This is a genomic window from Pseudomonas sp. Marseille-Q5299 (assembly GCF_943737035.1).
Taxonomy (GTDB): Bacteria; Pseudomonadota; Gammaproteobacteria; order Pseudomonadales; family Pseudomonadaceae; genus Aquipseudomonas; species Aquipseudomonas putida_E.
In genome coordinates this window covers 245,693-266,618 of the sequence record NZ_CALSFR010000003.1, presented here as the reverse complement: position 1 = coordinate 266,618, position 20,926 = coordinate 245,693, and the positions used below count along the sequence as shown (strand labels likewise).

Annotated in this window: 18 protein-coding genes and 1 pseudogene; 11 read left to right on the top strand and 8 right to left on the bottom strand. The window is 62.1% G+C overall.

Annotated elements, in window-relative coordinates; translation table 11 throughout:
• Positions 1–10: 10 nt before the first annotated feature.
• From NGJ21_RS09890 to NGJ21_RS09855, 8 genes are all read left to right on the top strand, one after another.
• Complete coding sequence (locus tag NGJ21_RS09890; RefSeq protein ID WP_046785049.1) at positions 11–1,174, top strand: phosphoglycerate kinase; 1,164 nt, start codon at positions 11–13, stop codon at positions 1,172–1,174.
• A 32-nt stretch (positions 1,175–1,206) separates the two neighbouring features.
• Entirely contained in the window at positions 1,207–1,425 is a 219-nt protein-coding gene (locus tag NGJ21_RS09885; protein WP_012312446.1) for a hypothetical protein, read from the top strand.
• Positions 1,426–1,489: 64 nt separating this feature from the next.
• Entirely contained in the window at positions 1,490–1,819 is a 330-nt protein-coding gene (locus NGJ21_RS09880) for an MliC family protein (protein WP_046785050.1), read from the top strand.
• Between the two features lie 101 nt (positions 1,820–1,920).
• Positions 1,921–2,985 (top strand): class II fructose-bisphosphate aldolase, encoded by a 1,065-nt coding sequence (gene fba / locus NGJ21_RS09875; protein WP_008093958.1) that lies wholly within the window; start codon positions 1,921–1,923, stop codon positions 2,983–2,985.
• A 197-nt stretch (positions 2,986–3,182) separates the two neighbouring features.
• Positions 3,183–5,303, top strand: coding sequence for a putative bifunctional diguanylate cyclase/phosphodiesterase (locus NGJ21_RS09870; protein ID WP_046785051.1), 2,121 nt, complete (start codon positions 3,183–3,185; stop codon positions 5,301–5,303).
• Positions 5,304–5,342: 39 nt separating this feature from the next.
• Positions 5,343–5,843: a M48 metallopeptidase family protein gene (locus NGJ21_RS09865; protein WP_125923473.1), complete on the top strand. Its 501-nt coding sequence runs from the start codon at positions 5,343–5,345 to the stop codon at positions 5,841–5,843.
• Positions 5,844–5,855: 12 nt separating this feature from the next.
• Positions 5,856–6,152 (top strand): winged helix-turn-helix domain-containing protein, encoded by a 297-nt coding sequence (locus NGJ21_RS09860; protein ID WP_012312450.1) that lies wholly within the window; start codon positions 5,856–5,858, stop codon positions 6,150–6,152.
• A gap of 149 nt (positions 6,153–6,301) precedes the next feature.
• Positions 6,302–7,039: a substrate-binding periplasmic protein gene (locus NGJ21_RS09855; RefSeq protein ID WP_046785053.1), complete on the top strand. Its 738-nt coding sequence runs from the start codon at positions 6,302–6,304 to the stop codon at positions 7,037–7,039.
• 23 nt (positions 7,040–7,062) lie between these two features.
• On the opposite strand, the gene yccS is transcribed toward NGJ21_RS09855, so the two are convergent.
• The 7 genes from yccS to NGJ21_RS09820 all read right to left on the bottom strand — a co-directional run bounded on the left by yccS (position 7,063) and on the right by NGJ21_RS09820 (position 18,187).
• Positions 7,063–9,246, bottom strand: coding sequence for a YccS family putative transporter (gene yccS / locus NGJ21_RS09850; RefSeq protein WP_046785174.1), 2,184 nt, complete (start codon positions 9,244–9,246; stop codon positions 7,063–7,065).
• A gap of 83 nt (positions 9,247–9,329) precedes the next feature.
• Complete coding sequence (locus tag NGJ21_RS09845; RefSeq protein WP_115273436.1) at positions 9,330–10,511, bottom strand: BaiN/RdsA family NAD(P)/FAD-dependent oxidoreductase; 1,182 nt, start codon at positions 10,509–10,511, stop codon at positions 9,330–9,332.
• A 117-nt stretch (positions 10,512–10,628) separates the two neighbouring features.
• Positions 10,629–11,966, bottom strand: a complete 1,338-nt coding sequence (dbpA, locus tag NGJ21_RS09840; RefSeq protein ID WP_237859352.1) for an ATP-dependent RNA helicase DbpA — start codon at positions 11,964–11,966, stop codon at positions 10,629–10,631.
• A 112-nt stretch (positions 11,967–12,078) separates the two neighbouring features.
• Positions 12,079–13,506 (bottom strand): multidrug transporter subunit MdtD, encoded by a 1,428-nt coding sequence (gene mdtD / locus NGJ21_RS09835; RefSeq protein ID WP_039604767.1) that lies wholly within the window; start codon positions 13,504–13,506, stop codon positions 12,079–12,081.
• Between the two features lie 74 nt (positions 13,507–13,580).
• A complete protein-coding gene (locus NGJ21_RS09830) occupies positions 13,581–14,912 on the bottom strand; it encodes a TldD/PmbA family protein (protein WP_115273438.1) in 1,332 nt (443 codons plus the stop codon).
• Positions 14,912–16,354, bottom strand: coding sequence for a TldD/PmbA family protein (locus NGJ21_RS09825; protein WP_251962065.1), 1,443 nt, complete (start codon positions 16,352–16,354; stop codon positions 14,912–14,914). The genes NGJ21_RS09830 and NGJ21_RS09825 overlap by 1 nt, the downstream gene beginning before the upstream one ends.
• Positions 16,355–16,384: 30 nt before the next feature.
• Positions 16,385–18,187: an acyl-CoA dehydrogenase gene (locus NGJ21_RS09820; protein ID WP_119688168.1), complete on the bottom strand. Its 1,803-nt coding sequence runs from the start codon at positions 18,185–18,187 to the stop codon at positions 16,385–16,387.
• Between the two features lie 344 nt (positions 18,188–18,531).
• Here NGJ21_RS09820 and NGJ21_RS09815 point away from each other — a divergent pair, with 344 nt between their 5' ends.
• On the top strand, positions 18,532–19,260 hold the full coding sequence (locus NGJ21_RS09815; RefSeq protein ID WP_144415439.1) for a hypothetical protein: 729 nt from the start codon (positions 18,532–18,534) through the stop codon (positions 19,258–19,260).
• A 61-nt stretch (positions 19,261–19,321) separates the two neighbouring features.
• Here the strand turns inward: NGJ21_RS09815 and NGJ21_RS09810 are convergent, their stop codons facing one another.
• Entirely contained in the window at positions 19,322–19,729 is a 408-nt protein-coding gene (locus tag NGJ21_RS09810) for a hypothetical protein (RefSeq protein ID WP_158621129.1), read from the bottom strand.
• A 539-nt stretch (positions 19,730–20,268) separates the two neighbouring features.
• Here NGJ21_RS09810 and NGJ21_RS09805 point away from each other — a divergent pair.
• Positions 20,269–20,509, top strand: a pseudogene (locus NGJ21_RS09805) (hypothetical protein).
• 93 nt (positions 20,510–20,602) lie between these two features.
• Positions 20,603–20,866 (top strand): DUF3077 domain-containing protein, encoded by a 264-nt coding sequence (locus tag NGJ21_RS09800; RefSeq protein ID WP_115273442.1) that lies wholly within the window; start codon positions 20,603–20,605, stop codon positions 20,864–20,866.
• Positions 20,867–20,926: the final 60 nt, after the last annotated feature.

Sequence of the window (20,926 nt, the reverse complement as noted above, 5' to 3'; positions counted from 1 at the left end):
GACTGCATTCATGACCGTGTTGAAGATGACCGACCTCGACCTGCAAGGTAAACGCGTACTGATCCGCGAAGACCTCAACGTGCCTGTGAAGGACGGTGTGGTAACCAGCGACGCGCGTATCCTGGCTGCGCTGCCGACCATCAAGCTGGCCCTGGAGAAGGGCGCGGCGGTAATGGTCTGCTCGCACCTGGGCCGCCCGACCGAAGGTGAGTTCTCGGCCGAGAACAGCCTCAAGCCGGTTGCCGACTACCTGAGCAAGGCCCTGGGCCGCGACGTTGCACTGGTCGCCGACTACCTCGATGGCATCGAGGTCAAGGCCGGTGACCTGGTGCTGTTCGAGAACGTTCGCTTCAACAAGGGCGAGAAGAAGAACGCCGACGAGCTGGCGCACAAGTACGCGGCCCTGTGCGACGTCTTCGTCATGGACGCCTTCGGCACCGCTCACCGTGCCGAAGGCTCCACCCACGGCGTCGCCAAGTTCGCCAAGGTCGCTGCGGCAGGCCCGCTGCTGGCCGCCGAGCTGGACGCCCTGGGCAAAGCCCTGAAGGCACCGGCCAAACCAATGGCGGCCATCGTTGCCGGCTCCAAGGTTTCCACCAAGCTGGACGTGCTGAACAGCCTGAGCTCGGTTTGCGACCAGTTGATCGTTGGTGGCGGCATCGCCAACACCTTCCTGGCCGCCGCCGGCCACCCGGTGGGCAAGTCGCTGTACGAGCCTGACCTGGTGGAAACCGCCAAGGCAATCGCCGCCAAGGTCAGCGTACCGCTGCCAGTCGACGTGGTGGTTGCCAAGGAGTTTGCCGAGAGCGCCGAGGCCACCGTCAAGGCCATCGCCGACGTGGCCGCCGACGACATGATCCTGGACATCGGGCCACAGACTGCGGCCAACTTCGCCGAACTGCTGAAGTCGTCGAAAACCATCCTGTGGAACGGCCCGGTCGGTGTGTTCGAGTTCGACCAGTTCGGCAACGGCACCAAGGTACTGGCCAAGGCTATCGCCGAGAGCGCTGCATTCTCCATCGCCGGCGGTGGCGATACCCTGGCAGCCATCGACAAATATGGCGTCAGCGCCGAGATCTCCTACATTTCTACCGGTGGTGGTGCATTCCTCGAGTTCGTCGAAGGCAAGGTACTGCCGGCCGTGGCGATCCTTGAAGAGCGGGCAAAAGCCTGACAATGGCGGCGCCTGGCAAAGGGAGCGACCTGATGGTCAAGCAATTGCCTGTGATCTTGCTGGCTGGTTTGCTGAGCGCATGCTCCAGCAGCCCGTCCTCGGACAACGATCCGGCGCAGCCGCCCAAGGGCGGCTGCTACCAGTCTGAGTGGCAGGCCGAGACCGTGCCGGTAATCAGCAAGCGCGTGGGCCCGGAAGGCCTGGAAAAGTATGACGAAGACCACCAGCGCAAGGCGCCTGGCTGCCCATGAACCGATGCGCTTCGTCGGAGCAGGCAACCAAGCGACCATTGTGTGGTCATCTAGAGGATATGCAATGAAAGCGCTGATGGCCTTGATGGCCCTGGCGACACTGGCAGGATGCTCGCTGCTGCAGCCGGCGCAACCCGCCCCGGCAGCCGCCTGGACCCGTTGGGTCTGTGACAGCCAGACCGAAGTGCTCTGGCGCTTCGCCGATGCACAACAGGATTCGGTCGACGTGCGCCTCGGCGGCGGCGACCAGGTCTACCGGCTCAAGTCCGAGCCGAGTGCGTCGGGCGCGATGTACAGCGATGGCGTGCTGGCCTTCCACACCAAGGGCGAGGAAGGCCTGGTGTACTGGGTGGCAACCAACGATCTGATTGGGCGGGGCTGCAAGGCACCGTGACTGGCCGGGCCGCACCGGTGGCCCACACTACTTGAACAGCAACCGCCCCTGCGGCAGGCTTGCACGAAACAAAACGACGCTTGTCGGGAGAGAGATACACAATGGCACTCATTAGCATGCGCCAGATGCTGGACCACGCCGCCGAGTTCGGTTACGGCGTTCCAGCTTTCAACGTCAACAACCTCGAGCAGATGCGCGCCATCATGGAAGCGGCCGACAAGACCGACTCCCCAGTGATCGTCCAGGCTTCGGCCGGTGCCCGCAAATACGCTGGCGCGCCGTTCCTGCGTCACCTGATCCTGGCCGCCATCGAAGAATTCCCGCACATCCCGGTGTGCATGCACCAGGACCACGGCACCAGCCCTGACGTGTGCCAGCGTTCGATCCAGCTGGGCTTCAGCTCGGTGATGATGGACGGCTCGCTGGGCGAAGACGGCAAGACCCCGACCGACTACGAGTACAACGTCCGCGTCACTCAGCAGACTGTCGCCATGGCGCACGCCTGTGGTGTTTCGGTCGAAGGCGAGCTGGGCTGCCTGGGTTCGCTGGAAACCGGCATGGCCGGTGAAGAAGACGGCATCGGCGCCGAAGGCGTGCTGGACCACAGCCAGATGCTCACCGACCCGGAAGAAGCCGCCGACTTCGTCAAGAAGACCCAGGTGGATGCCCTGGCCATCGCCATCGGCACCAGCCACGGTGCCTACAAGTTCACCAAGCCGCCAACCGGTGACGTGCTGGCGATCGACCGCATCAAGGAAATCCACAAGCGCATCCCCAACACCCACCTGGTGATGCACGGTTCTTCCTCGGTACCGCAGGAGTGGCTGGCGATCATCAACCAGTACGGCGGCGACATCAAAGAGACCTACGGCGTACCGGTCGAAGAAATCGTTGAAGGCATCAAGCACGGCGTGCGCAAGGTCAACATCGATACCGACCTGCGCCTGGCCTCCACCGGTGCCATGCGCCGCCTGATGGCGCAGAACCCGAGCGAGTTCGACCCGCGCAAGTTCTTCGGTGAAACCGTGAAAGCCATGCGCGATGTGTGCATCGCACGTTACGAAGCCTTCGGCACCGCCGGTAATGCCTCGAAGATCAAGCCGATCTCCCTGGAAGGCATGTTCCAGCGTTACCTGAAAGGTGAGCTGGCCGCCAAGGTCAACTGATCACAGGCCGCCTTAAAAAGACCCACAGAAATGTGGGTTTTTTTATGGCTGAATGCCCGGCAAACGACCGTTAGTCGACTACCCTTACCTTTAGTCACTGATAGCGTTCTGATTGCATTGCGTGTTACACACTCGAGTCTAGAGTGTTAAACCGGATCCAGATGCAAGTCGAAGTCGGTCATACAAGAGAAAGCAGCATGGATGGCGCTTACCCTCAACCACCGGATGGCAACTCGGTTCTCCTGGTGGTGGACGATTACCCTGAGAACCTCATTAGCATGCGAGCCTTACTGGCCCGCACAGATTGGCAGGTGCTGACAGCAGGTTCAGGGACGGAAGCCTTGAGCGCCTTGCTGGAGCACGAAGTCGACCTTGTGTTGCTCGACGTGCAGATGCCCGAAATGGACGGCTTCGAGGTTGCCCGGCTGATGCGTGGCAGCCACCGTACCCGGCTGACCCCGATCATCTTTCTCACCGCTAACGAGCAGTCCGATGCCGCCGTGCTCAAGGGCTATGCCAGTGGTGCGGTGGATTACCTGTTCAAGCCGTTCGACCCGCAGATCCTCAAGCCCAAGGTGCAGGCGCAACTGGACCAGCAGCGCAACCGGCGCATGCTGCAACGCTTGACGCGCGAACTGGAGGCGGCCAGGGCGTTCAATGCGTCCATCCTGGAGAATGCCGCCGAAGGTATTCTGGTGGTCGACGCCCACGGCAACATCAGCTTTGCCAACCCGGCGATCTCGCGCTTGCTCGATGCCCCGGTCGAGCAATTGCAGGGCGTGCAGTTACTTGAGTTGCTGCAACTGCCCAATGCCACCCTCTGGAGCGAATCGGATTTCCATCAGGCCTACCAGTCACGGCAGATCTTCCGTGTACACGACGCCCACCTGCGCACGGCAGGCGGTCATCTGGTCCCGGTGGCATTGTCCTGCGCACCGCTGCCGGCCGATCAGCAGGCGATGGTGGTGACGGTGCTGGACATGTCGGCGGTGCGCAATTTGCACCAGCAGCTCGAATACCAGGCGGTGACCGACCCGCTTACCGGCCTGCTCAACCGCCGTGGGTTCTATCAGGCCGCTGAAAGCGTGCTGCTGCGCAACGAACGCTCAGACAAGGCCCAGGCCTTGATGTACATGGATTTGGATGGTTTCAAGCGGATCAATGACTCGCTCGGCCACGAGGCCGGGGACCGGGTACTGGGTTGGGTTGCCGAGCAGCTCAAAGACTGCCTTGGTAGTGAGGCGCTGCTGGCACGCATGGGCGGCGACGAGTTCACGGCGCTGTTCGATGGCCTGCCGTATCCGGAACAAGCCGGCCGCTTTGCCGAGCAACTGCTAGAGCGTATGTCCGTCCAGCGCCAGGTGGCCGGCCTGGATGTCTGCCTGGGTGTCAGCATCGGCATTGCCACCTTCCCGGACTGCGGTGCCACTGTCGAAGGCCTGTTGCGTGCCGCCGATGCGGCGATGTATGCGGCCAAGCAGGCTGGGCGCGGGCAGTACCGCTTCTATGACCAGGAGCTCAATGGCCGGGCGCGGTCACGGCTGATGCTTGAGGACAGCGTGCGGCACGCCGTCGAGTCGCAAGGCTTCAACATGGTGTACCAGCCCCAGGTCGCTTTCGCCGATGGTCACCTGCGCGGTTTCGAAGCCCTGCTGCGCTGGCAGCACCCCAGCGTCGGCGATGTACCGCCGGGGCTGTTCATCCCTTTGCTTGAGGAGGCGCGACTGATAACGCGCCTGGCCAGCTGGATCTACCGCCAGGGGGCGGCGCAGCGTCAGGCCTGGTGTGAGCGTTTTGCCCCGGATCTGGTGCTGGGTATCAGCCTGAGCCGCGCTCAGTTCGCCATGCCTGGACTTGTCGATGAGCTGCAGCGGGTGATACAGGATTACCGGCTCAACCCGGCGCAACTGGAAGTGGAAGTTGCCGAGACCTCACTGATGTACAACATCGACGCGGCGATCAAGCAGATCCACCGCCTGCGCGAGCTGGGAGTGCGCGTGGCGCTGGACGACTTTGGTGCTGGCGACTGCTCGCTGCGCATGCTGCGCGACTTGCCTGTCGACACCTTGAAGCTGGACCGCCATTTGGTGGCGCGCCTGCCCGATTCGGCGCCGGACGCCGCGTTGGTGCGCAGTGTCATCGGCCTGTGCGCCGAGTACAACGTCACGGTCATCGCCGAAGGCGTGGAAACTGCGGCCCAGGCTGCTTGGCTCAAGGCAAACGGTTGCGCCTACGTGCAGGGCTTCCTTGTCGCCCGGCCGATGACCGCCGCCGATGCCAGCGGCTTTCCAGCAATTTTTCCCTGGCCGCAGTCCTGATTGGCTAGAATCGGTATTCGTTACGCCGAATGTCATGCCATGACCGTATTACGCTATTTGCAAGCTTACCCGCCGCACCTGCAAGAGCAGGTGCAGCAGATGATCGACAGCGACCGCCTGGGCGACTACCTGCAACGCCGCTATCCCGATCGCCATGAAGTGCAGAGCGACAAGGCGCTGTACGGCTACGCCCAGGATATGCGCCAGCAATACCTGCGCAGTGCGCCAAGCCTGGACAAGGTACTGTTCGACAACCGCCTGGACCTCACCCACCGTGCGCTGGGGCTCAATACTGCGGTGTCGCGGGTACAGGGTGGCAAGCTCAAGGCGAAGAAGGAAATCCGCATCGCCTCGCTGTTCAAGGAGGCGGCGCCGCAGTTCCTGCGCATGATCGTGGTACATGAACTGGCGCACCTGCGCGAGCGTGACCACAGCAAGGCCTTCTACCAGCTTTGTCAGCACATGGAGCCGGACTACCACCAACTGGAATTCGACCTGCGCGTCTACCTGACCTATCGGGAGCTGCCGGGTAACCTGTAAGGATCACGCAGCATGGATGTGAGCAAGACCAAGAGCAGTTTCTATCGCCGCCTGTACGTGGCCTGGCTGATCGACAGCCAGACCGCTACCAGCGTGCCAGCCTTGATGGAAGCCACCGGGATGCCGCGCCGCACCGCGCAGGACACCATCGCTGCGTTGGCTGACCTGGACATTGTCTGCGAGTTCGAGCAGCAGGAAGGGGCGCGCAACCATGCCGGGCATTATCGCATCCATGACTGGGGTGCGATCGACAAGCAGTGGATCATCCGCCACCTGCGCCAGATCAGGGAAGTGCTCGGCTACCCGTAAATGCGGGGGGCTGCATGCTTCGGCCAAAATAGAGGCTAATTGACACTATTGGCCGCTGCCCTGTGCGGCGGCTTTGTGTAGTCTCATGACCTGCGTTATCGAAGACCGCCATCAACAGCCTGTGCCTACCACTGCAAAAGGACTTGAGCATGCGGCCACTGCTTTGCGTTCTGGGATTGTTGGGTGTGATGCTGGCTGGGCCAGCCTTGGGCCAGGGCAAACTACGGCTGGTGGCCGATACCTGGCCGCCGTTCACCGATGCCGGCATGCCCGGTGGTGGCCTTGCCACCAGCATCGTCACCACGGCGCTGGCGCGTGCAGGTTACCCCAGCGAGTACGAGGAAGTACCGTGGGCGCGGGCGCTGCTCGGGGTTAGCGAAGGCCGTTACGACGTACTGATCAATGCCTGGTACAACGATACGCGTACCCGCATCGGCCAGTTTTCCAAGGCCTACCTGACCAACCGCATCCGTTTGCTCAAGCGCAAGGGCGACAGCTTCCGTTACAGGCGCCAGGCTGATCTGTATCCCTACAGCATTGCCGTGGTGCGTGATTATGCCTACTCACCCGAATTCGATAGCGACACCCGCTTGCACAAGGTGCCGGTACGCAACTTTTCCTCCGCCGTGCGCATGCTGGCGGCAGGGCGGGTGGATCTGGCAGTGGAAGATGAGTTCGTGGCGCGCTACAACCTGCAGCGCGAACCCGAGCAGGTGCGTGATGGGGTAGTGCTGGTCGAACCCGCGCTGGGCGAGAACACCCTGCATATTCTGGTGAGCCTCAAGCACCCTGAGCATCGGCAGATCGTCGAGCGGTTCGAACGCAGCATTGCAGCGATGAAGGCAGACGGCAGCTATGCAAGGCTTCTGCGTCAGCATGGCTTTTGATGTGCAGCGCAGGCAACGAACAATCAGGCCGGTGAGCCCTCTTTGATCAGGTGCGCGGCCAAGGTCCGCAAGGGCCCCAACTGCCGGCAGATCAGCGCCAACTGGGTCTGCACCAATCGTTGATGTTCATCCAGTTCCTCAGGCATCTGCTCCAGCGTATTGGCCAAGGCTTCTTCGGCATCGCTGTGAATCGCCACGGGTAACCGCGCGGCCAGGCCGTTGGCGATTTCGTCGAGGCTGGCGGCCAATGCCTGCCCCGCCCCCTCGATCAACTGTTCATGGACCTCTGCCGGCAGCGCCGTATCACGGTGTGCCCCCAGCCCTGAGAGGTAGCTGAGCAAGGTATGCGACAGCACCAGGAAGCGGAAGCCCACGTCGGCCTCCTTACGGAAGTGCCCCGGCTCCATGAGCATGTTGGCCAGCGTGGTGGACAGCGCCGCGTCAGCGTTGTGTGCGTTGCGCCGGGCCAGGCGGTAAGCCAGGTCATCGCGCTTGCCGTGGGCATACTGCTGCATGATCTGACGCAGGTACACACTTGCGCAGGCTAAGGTATTGGCCAGCGCCTTGTTAAGGCGGCGGCCCTGCCAGTCGGGGAGGAACAGGAACACGGCGAGAATGGCGATCAGGCTACCGACCAAGGTATCGAACAGCCGTGGCAGGAACAGGCCGTAGCCATCGCCGATCTGGTTGAAGCAGAACAGGATCATCAGCGTGATCGCCGCCGTGGCCAAGGTGTAGCGGGTGGTCCGGTTGACGAAGAACACCACCCCGGCCACCACTGCGAACGCCGACTGGATGAGCGGATTCGGGAACAGGTCGAACAGGGCCCAGCCCACGGTCAGGCCGATGGCTGTGCCGAAGATCCTCTGCACCAGTTTGCGCCGGGTGGCGCCATAGTTGGGCTGGCAGACGAACAGGGTGGTGAGGATGATCCAGTAGCCTTGGGTCGGGTGAATCAAGTGCACCATGCCGTAGCCCACCGACAGCGCCAGCGACAGGCGCAGGGCATGGCGGAACAGCAGCGAGGTAGGTGTGAGCTGTGTGCGCAACCGCTTCCACACATCCTTGAGGTTGCGTGGCGAACGGTCGAGCAGGCTGCTGTCGCTGGCGTCGGCCAGGCTGTCGGGGTTGCTGGCGGCGCCAAGCAGGCGGTCCAGCGTGGCCAGGTTTGCGGCCAGGGCGCGTAGTGAGCGCAACAGGCCACGCCAGGCCGGGTTGTTCTGGTTACGCAGGTGCTCAAGCGAGGCATTGAGGTCCTCGAGGGCCTCGGCGAAGCCGGTGGCCAGAACGAACGGCTGGCGCAGCCGGATCGAGCGTGCCAGTTCCTGGCAGGATGCCCCTTGTTTGCGCAGTAGGCGCTGGCAGCGGAACATCACGTCGCTGTGGAAGAACGCCTCGGTGAGGGCGTTGTAAGGGTAGTGCGAGGCGCTCACCCTTTCGTGGATGTCCTGGGCCAGGAAGTACAGCTTCAGGTAGCGGCTGACCTTGGAGTTGGGCTGGCTGTTGCCTACCCGGTGCAGAATGATTTCCTTGGCGGCATTCAGCGCGGCCACCACCTTGCCGTTTTGCTGGGCCAGTGCCAGGCGCTGGGCTTCGACATCGAGTGTGCGAATCGGCTCGAACAGGCTGGCCTTGAGCTTGAGGTAAGTGCCCAGTTCGAAGAACAGTTTGGCCAGGCTCTGCTGTACCGGTTGGTTGGAGAACAGCGCCTGCCACAGCACCGAGAGCAGGCCATACCAGGCGGCACCGGCCACCAGCAGCAACGGTTCATGCCAGAAGTCGCTGACTTCGCCGCCGCGCTGGTCCACGCCGATCATGGTGTACACCGACAGAATCAGCGTTGCCGATGCGATCGCGCCGTAGCGTTCACCCAATGCGCCAAGCATGGTCAGGGAGAAGGCGGCCAAGGCCATGGAGACGGCGAAGATCCAGGGGTAGGGGAACAGCAGTTCCACCGAAAGCGCGGCAATGGCGAAACACAGCAGGGTGACGAGCAACGCGCTGAGGCGGCCTTGCCAGCTATCGTCGGTCTCGGCCAGGGCGCTGGCGATGATGCCGAGGAACAGCGGGATGAGCAGGCTCATCTCGTTCTGGTACCAGCACCAGGCCATGCTGCCGGTGAGCGCGATGGTCACGCGGATGGCGTAGCTGAACTTGTCTTGACCCCACAGGCGACGCAATGACTGACGGAACGAGCTCGATGACATGATGGCCTGCTGGCAGTGATCGATTGAATGCATTGCGGCACGGACCAGCAAGAAGCGTTCCGTGCTGCTGAATGGATTCTACTCTACACGAACTGTGCTGCAGCGTTGGCCGATGCCCAGGCCCATTGGAAATTGAAACCGCCCAGGTGGCCGGTGACATCCAGCACTTCACCGATGAAATAGAGGTTGGGGCTCTTCAGCGATTCCATGGTTTTCGACGACACCTCACGGGTATCGACGCCACCCAGGGTGACTTCGGCGGTGCGATAGCCTTCGGTACCTGCCGGTACCAGCTGCCAGGCCGCCAGCTTGTCGGCGATCTGCGCCAGCTCCGCCGGGGTGTACTGCTTCATCGGCTTTGACTCGAACCACTGCTCGGCCAGCAGGTTGGCCAGTTTGCGGGTGAACACCTCGCCCAATACGGTCTTGAGTTCCGCATTGGCGCGCTCGGTCTGCTGCTGTTGCAGCCAGGTCAGGGCATCACGGTCGGGCAGCAGGTTGATTTCGACCGTGTCGCCGGCCTCCCAGAACGACGAAATCTGCAGGATCGCCGGGCCGCTGAGGCCGCGGTGGGTGAACAGCAGGTTTTCGCGGAAGCTGGTGCCGTTGCAGCTGGCTGTGCAATCGAGCGAGGTGCCCGACAGCTCGGTGCACAGTGCCTTGAGTTGAGGCTCGGTAATGGTGAACGGCACCAGACCTGCGCGGGTCGGCAGCAAGGTATGGCCGAACTGGCGCGCTACCTGATAGCCGAAGCCGGTTGCGCCCAGCGTTGGAATCGACAGGCCTCCGGTGGCGATCACCAGCGACTGGCAGGCAAACTGGCCGGCGCTGGTTTGCAGCAGATAGCCGCTTTCGGTCTTCTCGATATGCTCGATGCTGGTTTGCATGCGCAGTTCGGCACCGGCTTCGTCGCATTCGGCCAACAGCATGTTGAGGATGTCGCTGGCCTTGTTGTCACAGAACAGCTGGCCGAGCTTCTTTTCGTGGTAGGGCACGCCATGCTTGGCCACCAGCTCGATGAAGTCCCACTGTGTATAGCGGGCAAGGGCCGACTTGCAGAAGTGTGCGTTCTGGGAGAGGAAGTTGGCCGGCTCGGTGTACAGGTTGGTGAAGTTGCAGCGCCCGCCACCAGACATGAGGATCTTCTTGCCTGGCTTGTTGGCGTGGTCGAGCAGCAGCACCCGGCGGCCACGGCGGGCGCTGAGCTGGGCGCACATCAGGCCGGCGGCGCCGGCGCCGAGGATGATCACGTCGGTGGTGTGCACGGGGTACCTCATTAAGAGTGCTGGGGCTGCTGCGCAGCCCTTTCGCTACAGGCGTACGCAACCCATTGTAGGAGCGGCCTTGTGTCGCGAAGGGCCGCAAAGCGGCCCCAAAAGATTTCAGAGAATGCGAACTTTCAGGGCGCGGCCCTTGATCTTGCCGCTGTTCAGGCGCTGCATCGCCTGCTTGGCCAGGGCCCGCTCCACCGCCACGAAGGCCTGGAAGTCGAAGATGGCGATCTTGCCCACCTGCTTGCCCGGGATGCCGGCATCACCGGTCAGCGCACCGAGGATGTCACCCGGGCGCAGCTTGTCCTTGCGGCCAGCGGCGATGCACAGCGTGGTCATGACCGGCAGCAGCGGTTCGCCACCTTTGTTCTTCAGGCTGTCCAGCTGGTCCCAGCGCAGCGGGCTCTTCTGCAGCGCCTCGATGGCCTGGGCCCGATGGCCTTCGGCCGGAGCGACCAGGCTCACGGCAAGGCCTTTCTCGCCCGCGCGACCGGTACGGCCGACGCGGTGCACGTGGATCTCGGCATCGCGCGCCAGCTCCACGTTGATGACCATGTCCAGGCCATCGATATCCAGGCCGCGTGCGGCTACATCAGTGGCCACCAGCACCGAACTGCTGCGGTTGGCGAACATGGTCAGCACCTGGTCGCGGTCGCGCTGCTCGAGGTCGCCGTGCAGGGCCTGGGCCACGATGCCCTTGGCGGTGAGGTGGGCGACCACGTCCTCGCACTGCTGCTTGGTGAAGCAGAACGCCACGCAGGACTGCGGGCGGTAGTGGCCGAGCACGCGGGTGACAGCCTCCAGGCGCTGTTGCGGGTCGATTTCGATGAAGCGCTGTTCGATCTGGTTGTCGGTGTGCAGGCTCTCGACCTTGACCTGCTGCGGCTTGCGCATGAAGTCGGCGGCCAATTGCTCGATACCGGCGGGGTAAGTGGCCGAGAACAGCAGGGTCTGGCGGCGCGACGGGGTCTTGCCGATGATGCTGGCGATAGCGTCGAAAAAGCCCATGTCGAGCATACGGTCGGCTTCGTCCAGCACCAGGGTATTGAGCCCGTCGAGCACCAGGGTGCCTTTGTCCAGGTGCTGCTGGATGCGCCCTGGGGTGCCGACGATGATGTGCGCGCCATGCTCCAGCGAAGCGATCTGCGGGCCCAGCGAGACGCCACCGCACAGGGTGAGGATCTTGATGTTGTCTTCAGCGCGGGCCAGGCGGCGCAGCTCTTTGGCAACCTGGTCGGCAAGCTCGCGGGTGGGGCACAGTACCAGTGCCTGGCAGCCGAAGTAGCGCGGGTTGATCGGGTTGAGCAGGCCGATGCCGAAGGCGGCGGTCTTGCCGCTGCCGGTCTTGGCCTGGGCAATCAGGTCCTGGCCCCTGAGGATGACGGGCAGGCTCTGGGCCTGGATCGGCGTCATCGAGGCATAGCCGAGGGCGTCCAGGTTGGCCAGCATGGCGGCGGACAGCGGCAAGGTGGCAAAAGCGGTGGATTCGGTGGTCACGAGGCGGGCCTGCGTTGCGAAGCGAAAAATGCCGCATAGTCTACCAGCCTCGTGGCCATTCGCCCTAAGACTCCATGTGCGGTTCCGGACGACGGGCACGCCTTCCGTCCGTCGGCGACAGCTGCAGGAAGATCGCCGCCGCCAGCATGGCCATGATACCGATGGTCACGAAGGTCAGCTGGAAGGCGCCCAGGGTGGTTTCCACACCATCGGCATTGCCGGCTGCAGTGAAACCGCCCAGCAGTGCGCCTGCGCAGGCCACGCCCAGGCTCAGTGACAGCTGCGCGACCACCGACAGCAGGCTGTTGCCGCTGCTGGCGCTGGCATCGTCGAGGTCGATCAGGGTTACCGTGTTCATGGCGGTGAACTGCATGGAGTTCACCGCGCCCAGCAGGGCCAGTTGCACCAGCAGTACGGCATACGGGGTCTGCCCGTCGACCAGCCCCAGGCTGGCCAGCAGCAGGCCGAGCAGCACGGTGTTGCCGGTGAGGACGATGCGGTAACCGAGGCGTTCGATCAGCGGCCGGGCAACGGACTTGGCGACCATTGCCGCCGCCGCCAGCGGGATCATGCTCATGCCGGCCTGCGCCGGCGAATAGCCCAGTGCCACCTGCAGCAGCAACGGCACCAGGAAGGGCAGGGCGCCGCTGCCCAGGCGTGCGAACAGGTTGCCCAGAATGCCGATGGCGAAGGTGCGCACCCGGAACAGGCTGGGCGAGAACAGTGGCTCGGGATCGCGCCCGGCGCGCAGCCAGTAGGCCGCCAGGCAGGCCATGCCGGCGAACAACAGGAGCATCACCCGCAGGTGCGGCAGGTGCAGCTCGCCCAGGCCTTCCATGGCGATGGTGATCAGCACCATCGCCGCGCCAAACAGGATGAAGCCTGGGCCATCGAAGGTGGTGCGTTCGGCACCGCGCAGGTCGGGGATGAACTTCCACACGGCGTAACAGCCCAGCGCGCCCACGGGCAGGTTGAGCAGGAAGATCCAGTGCCAGGTGAGAATCTCAACCAACCAGCCGCCCAACGTCGGGCCTAGCAGTGGGCCCAGCAGGCCGGGGATGGTGATGAAGCTCATGATCCGCACCAGTTCGCTACGTGGATAGGCGCGCAGCACCACCAGCCGCCCGACCGGCAGCATCAGTGCGCCGCCCAGGCCCTGCACCACACGGGCGAAAATCAGAAAGCCCAGGCTGTTGGCCATGGCACACAGCAGTGAACCGAAGCTGAACAGCACGATGGCGCTGAAGAAGATACGCTTGGTGCCGAAACGGTCGGCGATCCAGCCCGAGGCGGGGATCAGCAGGGCCACGGTGAGCATGTAGGCGATGATCACACCCTGCATGCGCAGCGGGTTCTCTTCTAGCGAGCGGGCCATGGCCGGCAGTGCGGTGTTGAGGATGGTGCCGTCCAGGGATTGCATGAAGAAGGCGATCGCCACTACCCAGGGGATCCAGCGGGCGGTGACAGGGTCCAGCGGAGTGCGTTCGGGCATATGAACCTCAATGTTCAGTGTTGCCTGTCCTGGCCTCATCGCAGGCAAGCCGGCGATGAGGCCGGGATAGCCGATCACAATGTCAGGGTCAGCCCTTTGACCAGCGCCCCCGGCAAATGACTCGAACCGGTACTGCGCTGTCCATAGGTGCTGGTCGACAGGATCATCTCTCGCTCACAGGTCAGGTCTTCCAGCTGGCTGCCCAGCAGACTGTACAGGCTGTCATCGAAACGCATGGTGCTTACCGGCCCCTGAATCTGGCCGTTTTCCACCCAGAAGGTGGCGAAGCGGGTGAGCCCGGTCATGCGCGCAGCCGGCAGGTCCGAGTAGTTCAGGTACCACAGGTTGCTGATGTACAAGCCAGTGCCCAACCGCGCAAGGATGTCTGCGTTGGCAAGATTCCCCGCTGCAAGGCTGAGTGCGCAGGGCGATTCGTAGCTGTCCGCGCCATTGGCAAGCAGCTCGAACTCGGCGGCACTGCGGGCACTGACCAGCCTGCCCAGCGCTTGCCCTTCCCTTATCAGTGGTACGTCCTGGCGCGGCGAACCCTCATCGGAAAACGCCGGGCTCAACGACCCGCTGACCTGCTCGTGGAAACACACCAGCGGGCTCAGCCGGGCATCGCCGCTGTACAGGCGCTGCAACGCACTGTTGCCAGTGGCCAGAGACTGCGCAGAGAAACCGCCCCAGCACAGCATGCCGGCGATTTCGTCCATCGCGGCAGGCGCCAGATAGGCGCGGTAGCTACCAGGCTTCAGGGTAATTGCCGGGCGGCCGAGGAAGCCCAGCTGTTCGCGGGCCTGGCGCAGGCGGGCGGTGAATTCGTCTGCATTCCACGCCTGGCCGGCATAATTCGCCTTCACGGCCTGGCCGTTACTGTGGAACAGGCTCCAGTCGAAGTTGAAACTGTTGGCCTGGTGCCAGCCGAAGGCCCCGTAAGAGCTGGCAAAGCCCCTGCAGATCGGGCCAGCGGCATAGATCCCAACCAGGTCCAGGTCGCCTGCTTCGCCGTCGAGCAGCGCCAGTACTTCGCCCAGCTCAGGCAGCGCCTGATCCTGCAGGCTGTGGCTGTGCCAAGCGCTCTGGTCCAGGCGCAGGTAGGGGTCCGCAGGCAGAAGGGGCAGCGTCTGGCGCAGCTGTTCAAGGGCTTCGCCCAGGCGCTGACGGTCCACTTGCGCATCGCCGCTCAGGGTCACTTGCTGTTCAGCCTGGCGCCCGTCGCGGATCAGCCTCAGGTGCGCACTGGCCTGGCTGACCTCGCCGGCCTGGCGCACCTTGGCATGGTTGAAACGCACGAATTGCGATTGTTCAGCGCTGTAGCCCAGGGTGAACTGTTCTTCTGCATGTTTCACTTCACGCAAGGCACTGACCAGTTGTTCGAAAGCATGCTGTGGTGTTGCGCTCATCAGGCGTCCCCCCCGAATACGTCGATCTGGCGGAACACGCAGGCCGGAGCGGCATGGCCCACCCGCACCACCTGGTTGGGTTCGCCCTTGCCGCAGTTGGGCGTGCCCAGTACCTGGAAGGTGCTACGGTCACCAACCGCCGCGAGGTTGCGCCAGAACTGCGCGGAGATGCCGCGGTAGTTGGGGTTTTTGACGATGCCTTTGAGCTCGCCGTTTTCAATCAACTGGCCCCATTCACAGCCAAACTGGAACTTGTTGCGCGCATCGTCGATGGACCAGGAACGGTTGGTGCGCATCAGGATGCCGTGCTCGATTCCCTGAATCAGTTGTTCAAGGGTTCGATCACCCGGCTCGACATTGAGGTTGGCCATACGGTCGATCGGCGCGCGGTTCCAGCCGCAGGCGCGGCTGTTGGCCACGCCATCGAGCCCGGAACGGAACTGCGACAGCGCGCCGCCCAGCGGGCGCAGCAACAGACCGTCCCGGATCAGGAACTGCTTGCTGGCCTGGCTGCCGTCGTCGTCATGGCTGTAGCTGGCGAGTTCCTCCCCGATGGTCGGGTCGAAGGTCACGTTGAGCAGTGGCGAGCCGTATTGCAGGTGGCCGAAATCACTGGCTTTGACAAAGCTGGTGCCCGCGTAGTTGCGCTCGTCGCCGAGGATGCGGTCCATTTCCAGTGGGTGGCCGATCGACTCATGGATCTGCAGCATCATCTGGTCTGGCATCAGCAGCAGGTCACGCTGGCCGCTGGGTGTGTTGGCCGCCAGCAGCAGCTGCAGCGCCTCGTCGGCCACACGCTGAGCAGCACCGACCAGGCCGCAGCGTTCGATGATTTCGAAGCCACCCTGCTGGCCGAAGTTGTCCCGGCCCAGGCTACGGCTCTGGCTGTCCTGGCCGTCGCTGGCGGTGACACTCAGCCCCGGGAACAGGAACCGCTGAGCATGGCGCAGTTCGGCACCGGCGGAGTTCAGGTAGGTCTGCTCGACCAGGCTTTGGCTCAGGCTGGCCTGCCAGTCCACCAGGCGGCAGTCCTTGGGTACGCTGGCCGATTCGGCGGCGAGCAGGCCCAGGCAGTCGGCGAGGCTGGGCAGTGGGCGGTCGAAATTTGGCGAAACATGGTCGTGGCGCGAGCTGGGCACCGGCTGGTCGCGCAGGTCAAGCAGGCTGTGCCTGGCGATCTGCCGGGCCATGGCTTCGGCATGTTCCAATGCTCGTTGTAGCCCTTGCTGGGACAGATCGGCGGTGGCCGCGTAGGCCTCTACGCCGTTGACCCGCACCGTGAGCATGGCGCCCTCGTCCTGGCTGAAGAATGGCGGCTCGGCCACGTTACGGCGTACCGAAAGCGCCTGGTGGGACTGTTTCACATGGCGCAGGGAAAACAACTCGGCCGTGCTGCGCAGCGTGGCAAAGCGCTGGCGCAGCAGGGCGCTGGAATCGAACATGGAAAACCTCCGTGTGCACGGTGGCTCCCCCTAGAACCACCCATCTTGCATGGCCAGGCAGGTATCGTCGCGTGCCTCGAGCAATGCCAGCTCATTATGGCAGCCTGGTACCTCCCAGGTCAGGAAATAACGGGCTGCCTGCAGTTTGCCCAGGTAGAAGTCGCGGTCTGCGGCATTGCCCTTGAGCAGGCCTAGCTCGGCATGTATCGCTTGTTCCAGCCAGCGCCAGCCGATCACGCAATGGCCAAAGGCCTTGAGGTACAGGGCCGAGTTGGCAAGGGCGCCGGCAGTCTGGCCTTGGGCGAGATCACCCAGCAGGCCGAGGGTCACGGCTTGCAGGCGAGTGACCAGTTGCTCGAGCGGTTGGCGCAAGGCATCAAGATTCGGGTGGTGGCTGGCGCGCTCACCGGTACTTGCGATCAGGCGAATCAGTTGTTTGAGGCCGGCTCCGTTGTGCTGTGCCAGCTTACGGCCCAGCAGGTCGAGTGACTGGATGCCTTCGGTGCCCTCGTGGATCGGGTTCAAACGGTTGTCGCGGTAGTATTGTTCTACCGGGTATTCGCGGGTGTAACCGTGGCCACCCAGGATCTGGATGGCCAGTTCGTTGGCCTTCAGGCAGAAGGTCGAAGGCCAGGATTTGACAATTGGCGTCAGCAGGTCGAGCAACGCTTGTGCCTGCTGGCGTGCACTTTCGTCCTCTGCGGTCTGGGTGTCGTCGAATAGGCGCGCCGCGTACAGGCCCAGGTCGAAGGCGCCTTCCACGTAAGCCTTCTGTGCCAGCAGCATGCGTTTCACATCGGTGTGCTCGATGATCGGCACCGCCGGGCTGAGAGGGTCCTTGCTGTCCGGCAGCCGGCCTTGCGGCCGCTGGCGGGCATACTCCAGCGAATACAGGTAGCCGGCGTAGCCGAGCATCACTGCGCCCATGCCAACACCGATGCGTGCCTCGTTCATCATCTGGAACATGCAGGCAAGGCCCTGGTGTGGCTGGCCGACCAGGTAGCCGACGCACTGGCCGTTGTCGCCAAAGTTCAGTGCCGTGGAGGTGGTGCCGCGCCAACCCATCTTGTGGAACAGCCCGGCCAGCAGTACGTCGTTGCGCTCGCCACGGCGGCCATCCTGATTGACCAGATACTTGGGCACGATGAACAGCGAGATGCCTTTCACACCGGGTGGCGCGTCCGGCAGCTTGGCCAGGACCATGTGCACGATGTTTTCCGACAGTTCGTGGTCCCCGCCGGAGATGAAGATCTTGTTGCCCTTGATCCGGTAGCTGCCGTCTGCGCAGGGTTCGGCGCGTGTGCGGATGTCGGCCAGGGACGAACCTGCGTGCGGCTCGGTCAGCGCCATGGTGCCGAAGAACCGGCCTTCGATCATTGGCTGCAGGAACAGGCGTTTTTGCTCGTCGCTGCCGAAGCTTTCGATCAGGTTGGCCGCGCCCATGGTCAGGAAGGGGTAGGCCGTGGTACCAGCGTTGGCGGCCTGGAAGTGGGCGAAGCAGGCCTGCGAGACCAGGCTGGGTAGCTGCATGCCGCCGACCTCGAAGTCGCGATTGGCGTTGAGGAAGCCGGCCTTGAGGAAGGCATCGACGGCAGGCTTGACCTCGGGGATCAGTTCAGCGCGGCCGTCCACGTAGCGCGGCTCGTTTTCGTCGGCCTTGCGGTTGTGCGGGGCGAAGTACTTTTCGGCGATGGTGCGCGCGGTGGTCAGCGCCGCGTCGAAGGTTTCGCGGCTGTGCTCGGCAAAGCGCGGGCGCTGGGTGAGGGCTTGGGCGTCGAGCACTTCGTAGAGTTCGAAGGCCAGGTTGCGGGGGCTGAGCAGGGTCTCGGGCATGGGGGCGGTCCTTGAGCGGGCTTGAGGCGAGTCTAGGATTGGCCGAATAAGACTGGCTACCATGATTGATTGAGATGATGTTCAGTCAAAAATCCTCGCATTTGGAGCCTCTGATGTTGGTTGACGGGGGAAGGGGCTGGGTTGAGTGAGCGTCAAGGCCACCCGTTCGCAGCAAATCTTGAAGCACGTGTGAGATCAAAAGGCATTCATCTGTCAGCCTTGGCACCTTTTAAGCTCTGCTATTCCACTGACTGCATGAAAAATTTGAGGCGTCAGAGGCGTGCTTGTAGAAGGCGACAGGAATATTCCTACGCGCTGCGCCGAAATCTCCTACGACCGCAGTGATGGAAAATGAGGTAGATATTGATTCTTCACTGTGGAGGAATTCTATGGACAGGATTTGTGAGTGGCGCGACGTTTGGAAAGAAGATTTAGAGAGGGTTGAAGACCCTTTTTTTGCTTGTTCGGTAGTTCAGAGGGCTTTGCTGGAAAATACGACCCTGCGTGGATTGTGTGACTTCCAGAAAGCATGTGATTTGCCTCTGGGGCGTCCTTTGCTGCAGGATGATATCTGGCGAGCTTTGAAGCTGGTGGAAGACGGCAGGTGGTTCCTTATTCGGGAGCAGCCAATTTCTCCAATTGATGTGTCGCGTTACCCTCGTTTGAGATGGGCGGAATCAAAGCTGGATTTACTGCTGTCTGAGAGTAAATACCCAGAAGCTGATGGCCCTGGCAAGTGGAAAACATTTAGTATTGATACAGATTTATTGTGGTCTGGGGTAGCGTTGGCCGCAAACTTTTTAACATCCCGAGGTGACGAGGGACGTCTTTTTTCGAGCGAGGGGAAAGACTATGCTAATACCCGTAGATTGGTAAGTCAGAGGTGGGTGCCATTAGGCGAAAAGGAGCGGAGCTTCGCCAGACTATCGGCTACACATCGATATGGGGATGTACGACGGATAACGCAAAACTATGTACAGGCAGATGATGCCTGGGCGATCACGGGGGAGTCCTGGCACTGGCGTCCTGTGGTACCTGACGAGGAGTATGAATATAGAATAGGGGCCTATTGATGGTGTCAACTACCAATAAGCAGCGAGCTCTATATTTGCTTTGGGCAAGTATGGATGCGTTTTATATTATTTTGTACATCTTGCGTAATATCGCCCGAGGCGCAATACCTTTTTTGTCGGATTTGAATAGTGGTCTTGACGTAGTGCGGAGTTGGGGTGGTTCAGGCATTGTGATCTGGGCCGGGCTGTTTTTACAGTTTTCAGTTATTGTTACATGCGTGGGTTTTTTCAGGTGTAAAAAAATCGTGGTGTTTTTGGCGCTGGTGCAGATGCCATTCAGATTTTTTTTCATCGTTCCGTCAGTTTCGGTGGTTTTGCTCTTGCCTATGGTCGTTGCTGGCATCAATAACTGGATATGGGTTGGGTTGTTGCTTGCTTCAGAAGCGTTTAAGGGGTGGAGTATCTGGTGGCTTTGGCGTAACTCTGGGGCGCGCATGGTGGAAAGATAGCGTGGCAACTGCTCGGCCATGGTTGCCCGCTTTGTGGTTTGACGGTATTTCCCTGTTGGCGCGGCTGCCGCCCCGCATTCCTTCGCTCATGCGACAAGGCTGACAACCATGGCCTCACAGGCATGGCCACGTTGCAACAAATGTGAGCAGCCTTGTGCTGCGCAGCGCCGCGCGGGCGGCGCTCGGCCTCACAGGCGCTGAAAAGGGTGAGGCGCGAACACCTGCCAGTCTCACCGCATTCCGGCCAGTTTCGGCAGATCATTTTAGGTTTTCACCTATTCCATGTAGTCCATTTCCCAAACATACTCCCAACCCCCTCCAAGCCATTGCGGTGCTCTGGGTAGGGCCCTAGTCTCGGGTGGTCGCTGCCGAATCAGTGACCGGCTTTGACAGGCCGCTTAGGTCAAACCGAATCGCTTTGCCTTTATGGCAGCTGTGCATGGGGCACTTCGTGTGCGCCGGGTTTTGGTTTGCCTACCGGTCTGTCAACCCATGTACAGCTGCCACCCTCTTGTTTGACAGCAGGTGTGTAGTGGCCTTTATCACTAGGTGAACCATGATGCTGAAGATAGTCCCCGATCCACCCTAACGCCCATTCCCTTGAAGACACCCTGATCCAGGCCACGGATCACGCGCTGTGTGCCGCAACCGTGGTGCACCACGCCATGCAGCTGCAGCCCAGGTCGCCGGCTTCGATCCTGATGATGACCACGATGCATGAACTGGAGGCGCTGCGGGCTTTGCTTGAGTCTGCATTGGTTCAGGTGCAGATGCCCGCTGAGGCCAAACCTGTGCATTGAGGCTGCGTAATGTGTTGCCTGGGCTGGCCTCTTCGCGGGTAAACCCGCGAAAGGGCCAGGCCAGGCAGTCGAGAATTATCAGGGGATTGAACAATGACAACAGAAGACACCCAGTTCACCGTCGGCAAGACCACCTTCTACCAGGGCGAGAATGGCACACATCCACTGTTTCGCATCGAGCCGGGTATCCCGTGCCGGGATGCCCGAGAGCAGTCTTCGGAGTTGATGGGCTATGTGCGCGAACTGACCATTACCGGGTTGATGGATGAGAAAACGATGATGCTCTGGGCTGCGCATTATTTGAGTGCGATGGCCAAGGCACTGATGGATGATGCTGAGTTGGGGATGAAGCAGTGAGGGCCTGGCTTCAGGCTGCATGAAGGCCCCAATGTATTCGCCGCAGCAGTTTCAGCGCCT

Excerpts from the sequence above, each read along its gene's own strand:
- NGJ21_RS09810 (WP_158621129.1), bottom strand. The coding sequence starts at position 19,729 with ATGGCCGAGCAGTTGCCACGCTATCTTTCCACCATGCGCGCCCCAGAG.
- NGJ21_RS09825 (WP_251962065.1), bottom strand. The coding sequence starts at position 16,354 with ATGTTCGATTCCAGCGCCCTGCTGCGCCAGCGCTTTGCCACGCTGCGC.
- NGJ21_RS09800 (WP_115273442.1), top strand. The coding sequence starts at position 20,603 with ATGACAACAGAAGACACCCAGTTCACCGTCGGCAAGACCACCTTCTAC.
- fba (WP_008093958.1), top strand. The coding sequence starts at position 1,921 with ATGGCACTCATTAGCATGCGCCAGATGCTGGACCACGCCGCCGAGTTC.
- NGJ21_RS09820 (WP_119688168.1), bottom strand. The coding sequence starts at position 18,187 with ATGCCCGAGACCCTGCTCAGCCCCCGCAACCTGGCCTTCGAACTCTAC.
- mdtD (WP_039604767.1), bottom strand. The coding sequence starts at position 13,506 with ATGCCCGAACGCACTCCGCTGGACCCTGTCACCGCCCGCTGGATCCCC.
- NGJ21_RS09865 (WP_125923473.1), top strand. The coding sequence starts at position 5,343 with ATGACCGTATTACGCTATTTGCAAGCTTACCCGCCGCACCTGCAAGAG.
- NGJ21_RS09815 (WP_144415439.1), top strand. The coding sequence starts at position 18,532 with ATGGAAAATGAGGTAGATATTGATTCTTCACTGTGGAGGAATTCTATG.
- NGJ21_RS09890 (WP_046785049.1), top strand. The coding sequence starts at position 11 with ATGACCGTGTTGAAGATGACCGACCTCGACCTGCAAGGTAAACGCGTA.
- dbpA (WP_237859352.1), bottom strand. The coding sequence starts at position 11,966 with ATGCTGGCCAACCTGGACGCCCTCGGCTATGCCTCGATGACGCCGATC.
- NGJ21_RS09885 (WP_012312446.1), top strand. The coding sequence starts at position 1,207 with ATGGTCAAGCAATTGCCTGTGATCTTGCTGGCTGGTTTGCTGAGCGCA.
- NGJ21_RS09860 (WP_012312450.1), top strand. The coding sequence starts at position 5,856 with ATGGATGTGAGCAAGACCAAGAGCAGTTTCTATCGCCGCCTGTACGTG.
- NGJ21_RS09830 (WP_115273438.1), bottom strand. The coding sequence starts at position 14,912 with ATGAGCGCAACACCACAGCATGCTTTCGAACAACTGGTCAGTGCCTTG.
- NGJ21_RS09855 (WP_046785053.1), top strand. The coding sequence starts at position 6,302 with ATGCGGCCACTGCTTTGCGTTCTGGGATTGTTGGGTGTGATGCTGGCT.
- yccS (WP_046785174.1), bottom strand. The coding sequence starts at position 9,246 with ATGTCATCGAGCTCGTTCCGTCAGTCATTGCGTCGCCTGTGGGGTCAA.
- NGJ21_RS09870 (WP_046785051.1), top strand. The coding sequence starts at position 3,183 with ATGGATGGCGCTTACCCTCAACCACCGGATGGCAACTCGGTTCTCCTG.
- NGJ21_RS09880 (WP_046785050.1), top strand. The coding sequence starts at position 1,490 with ATGAAAGCGCTGATGGCCTTGATGGCCCTGGCGACACTGGCAGGATGC.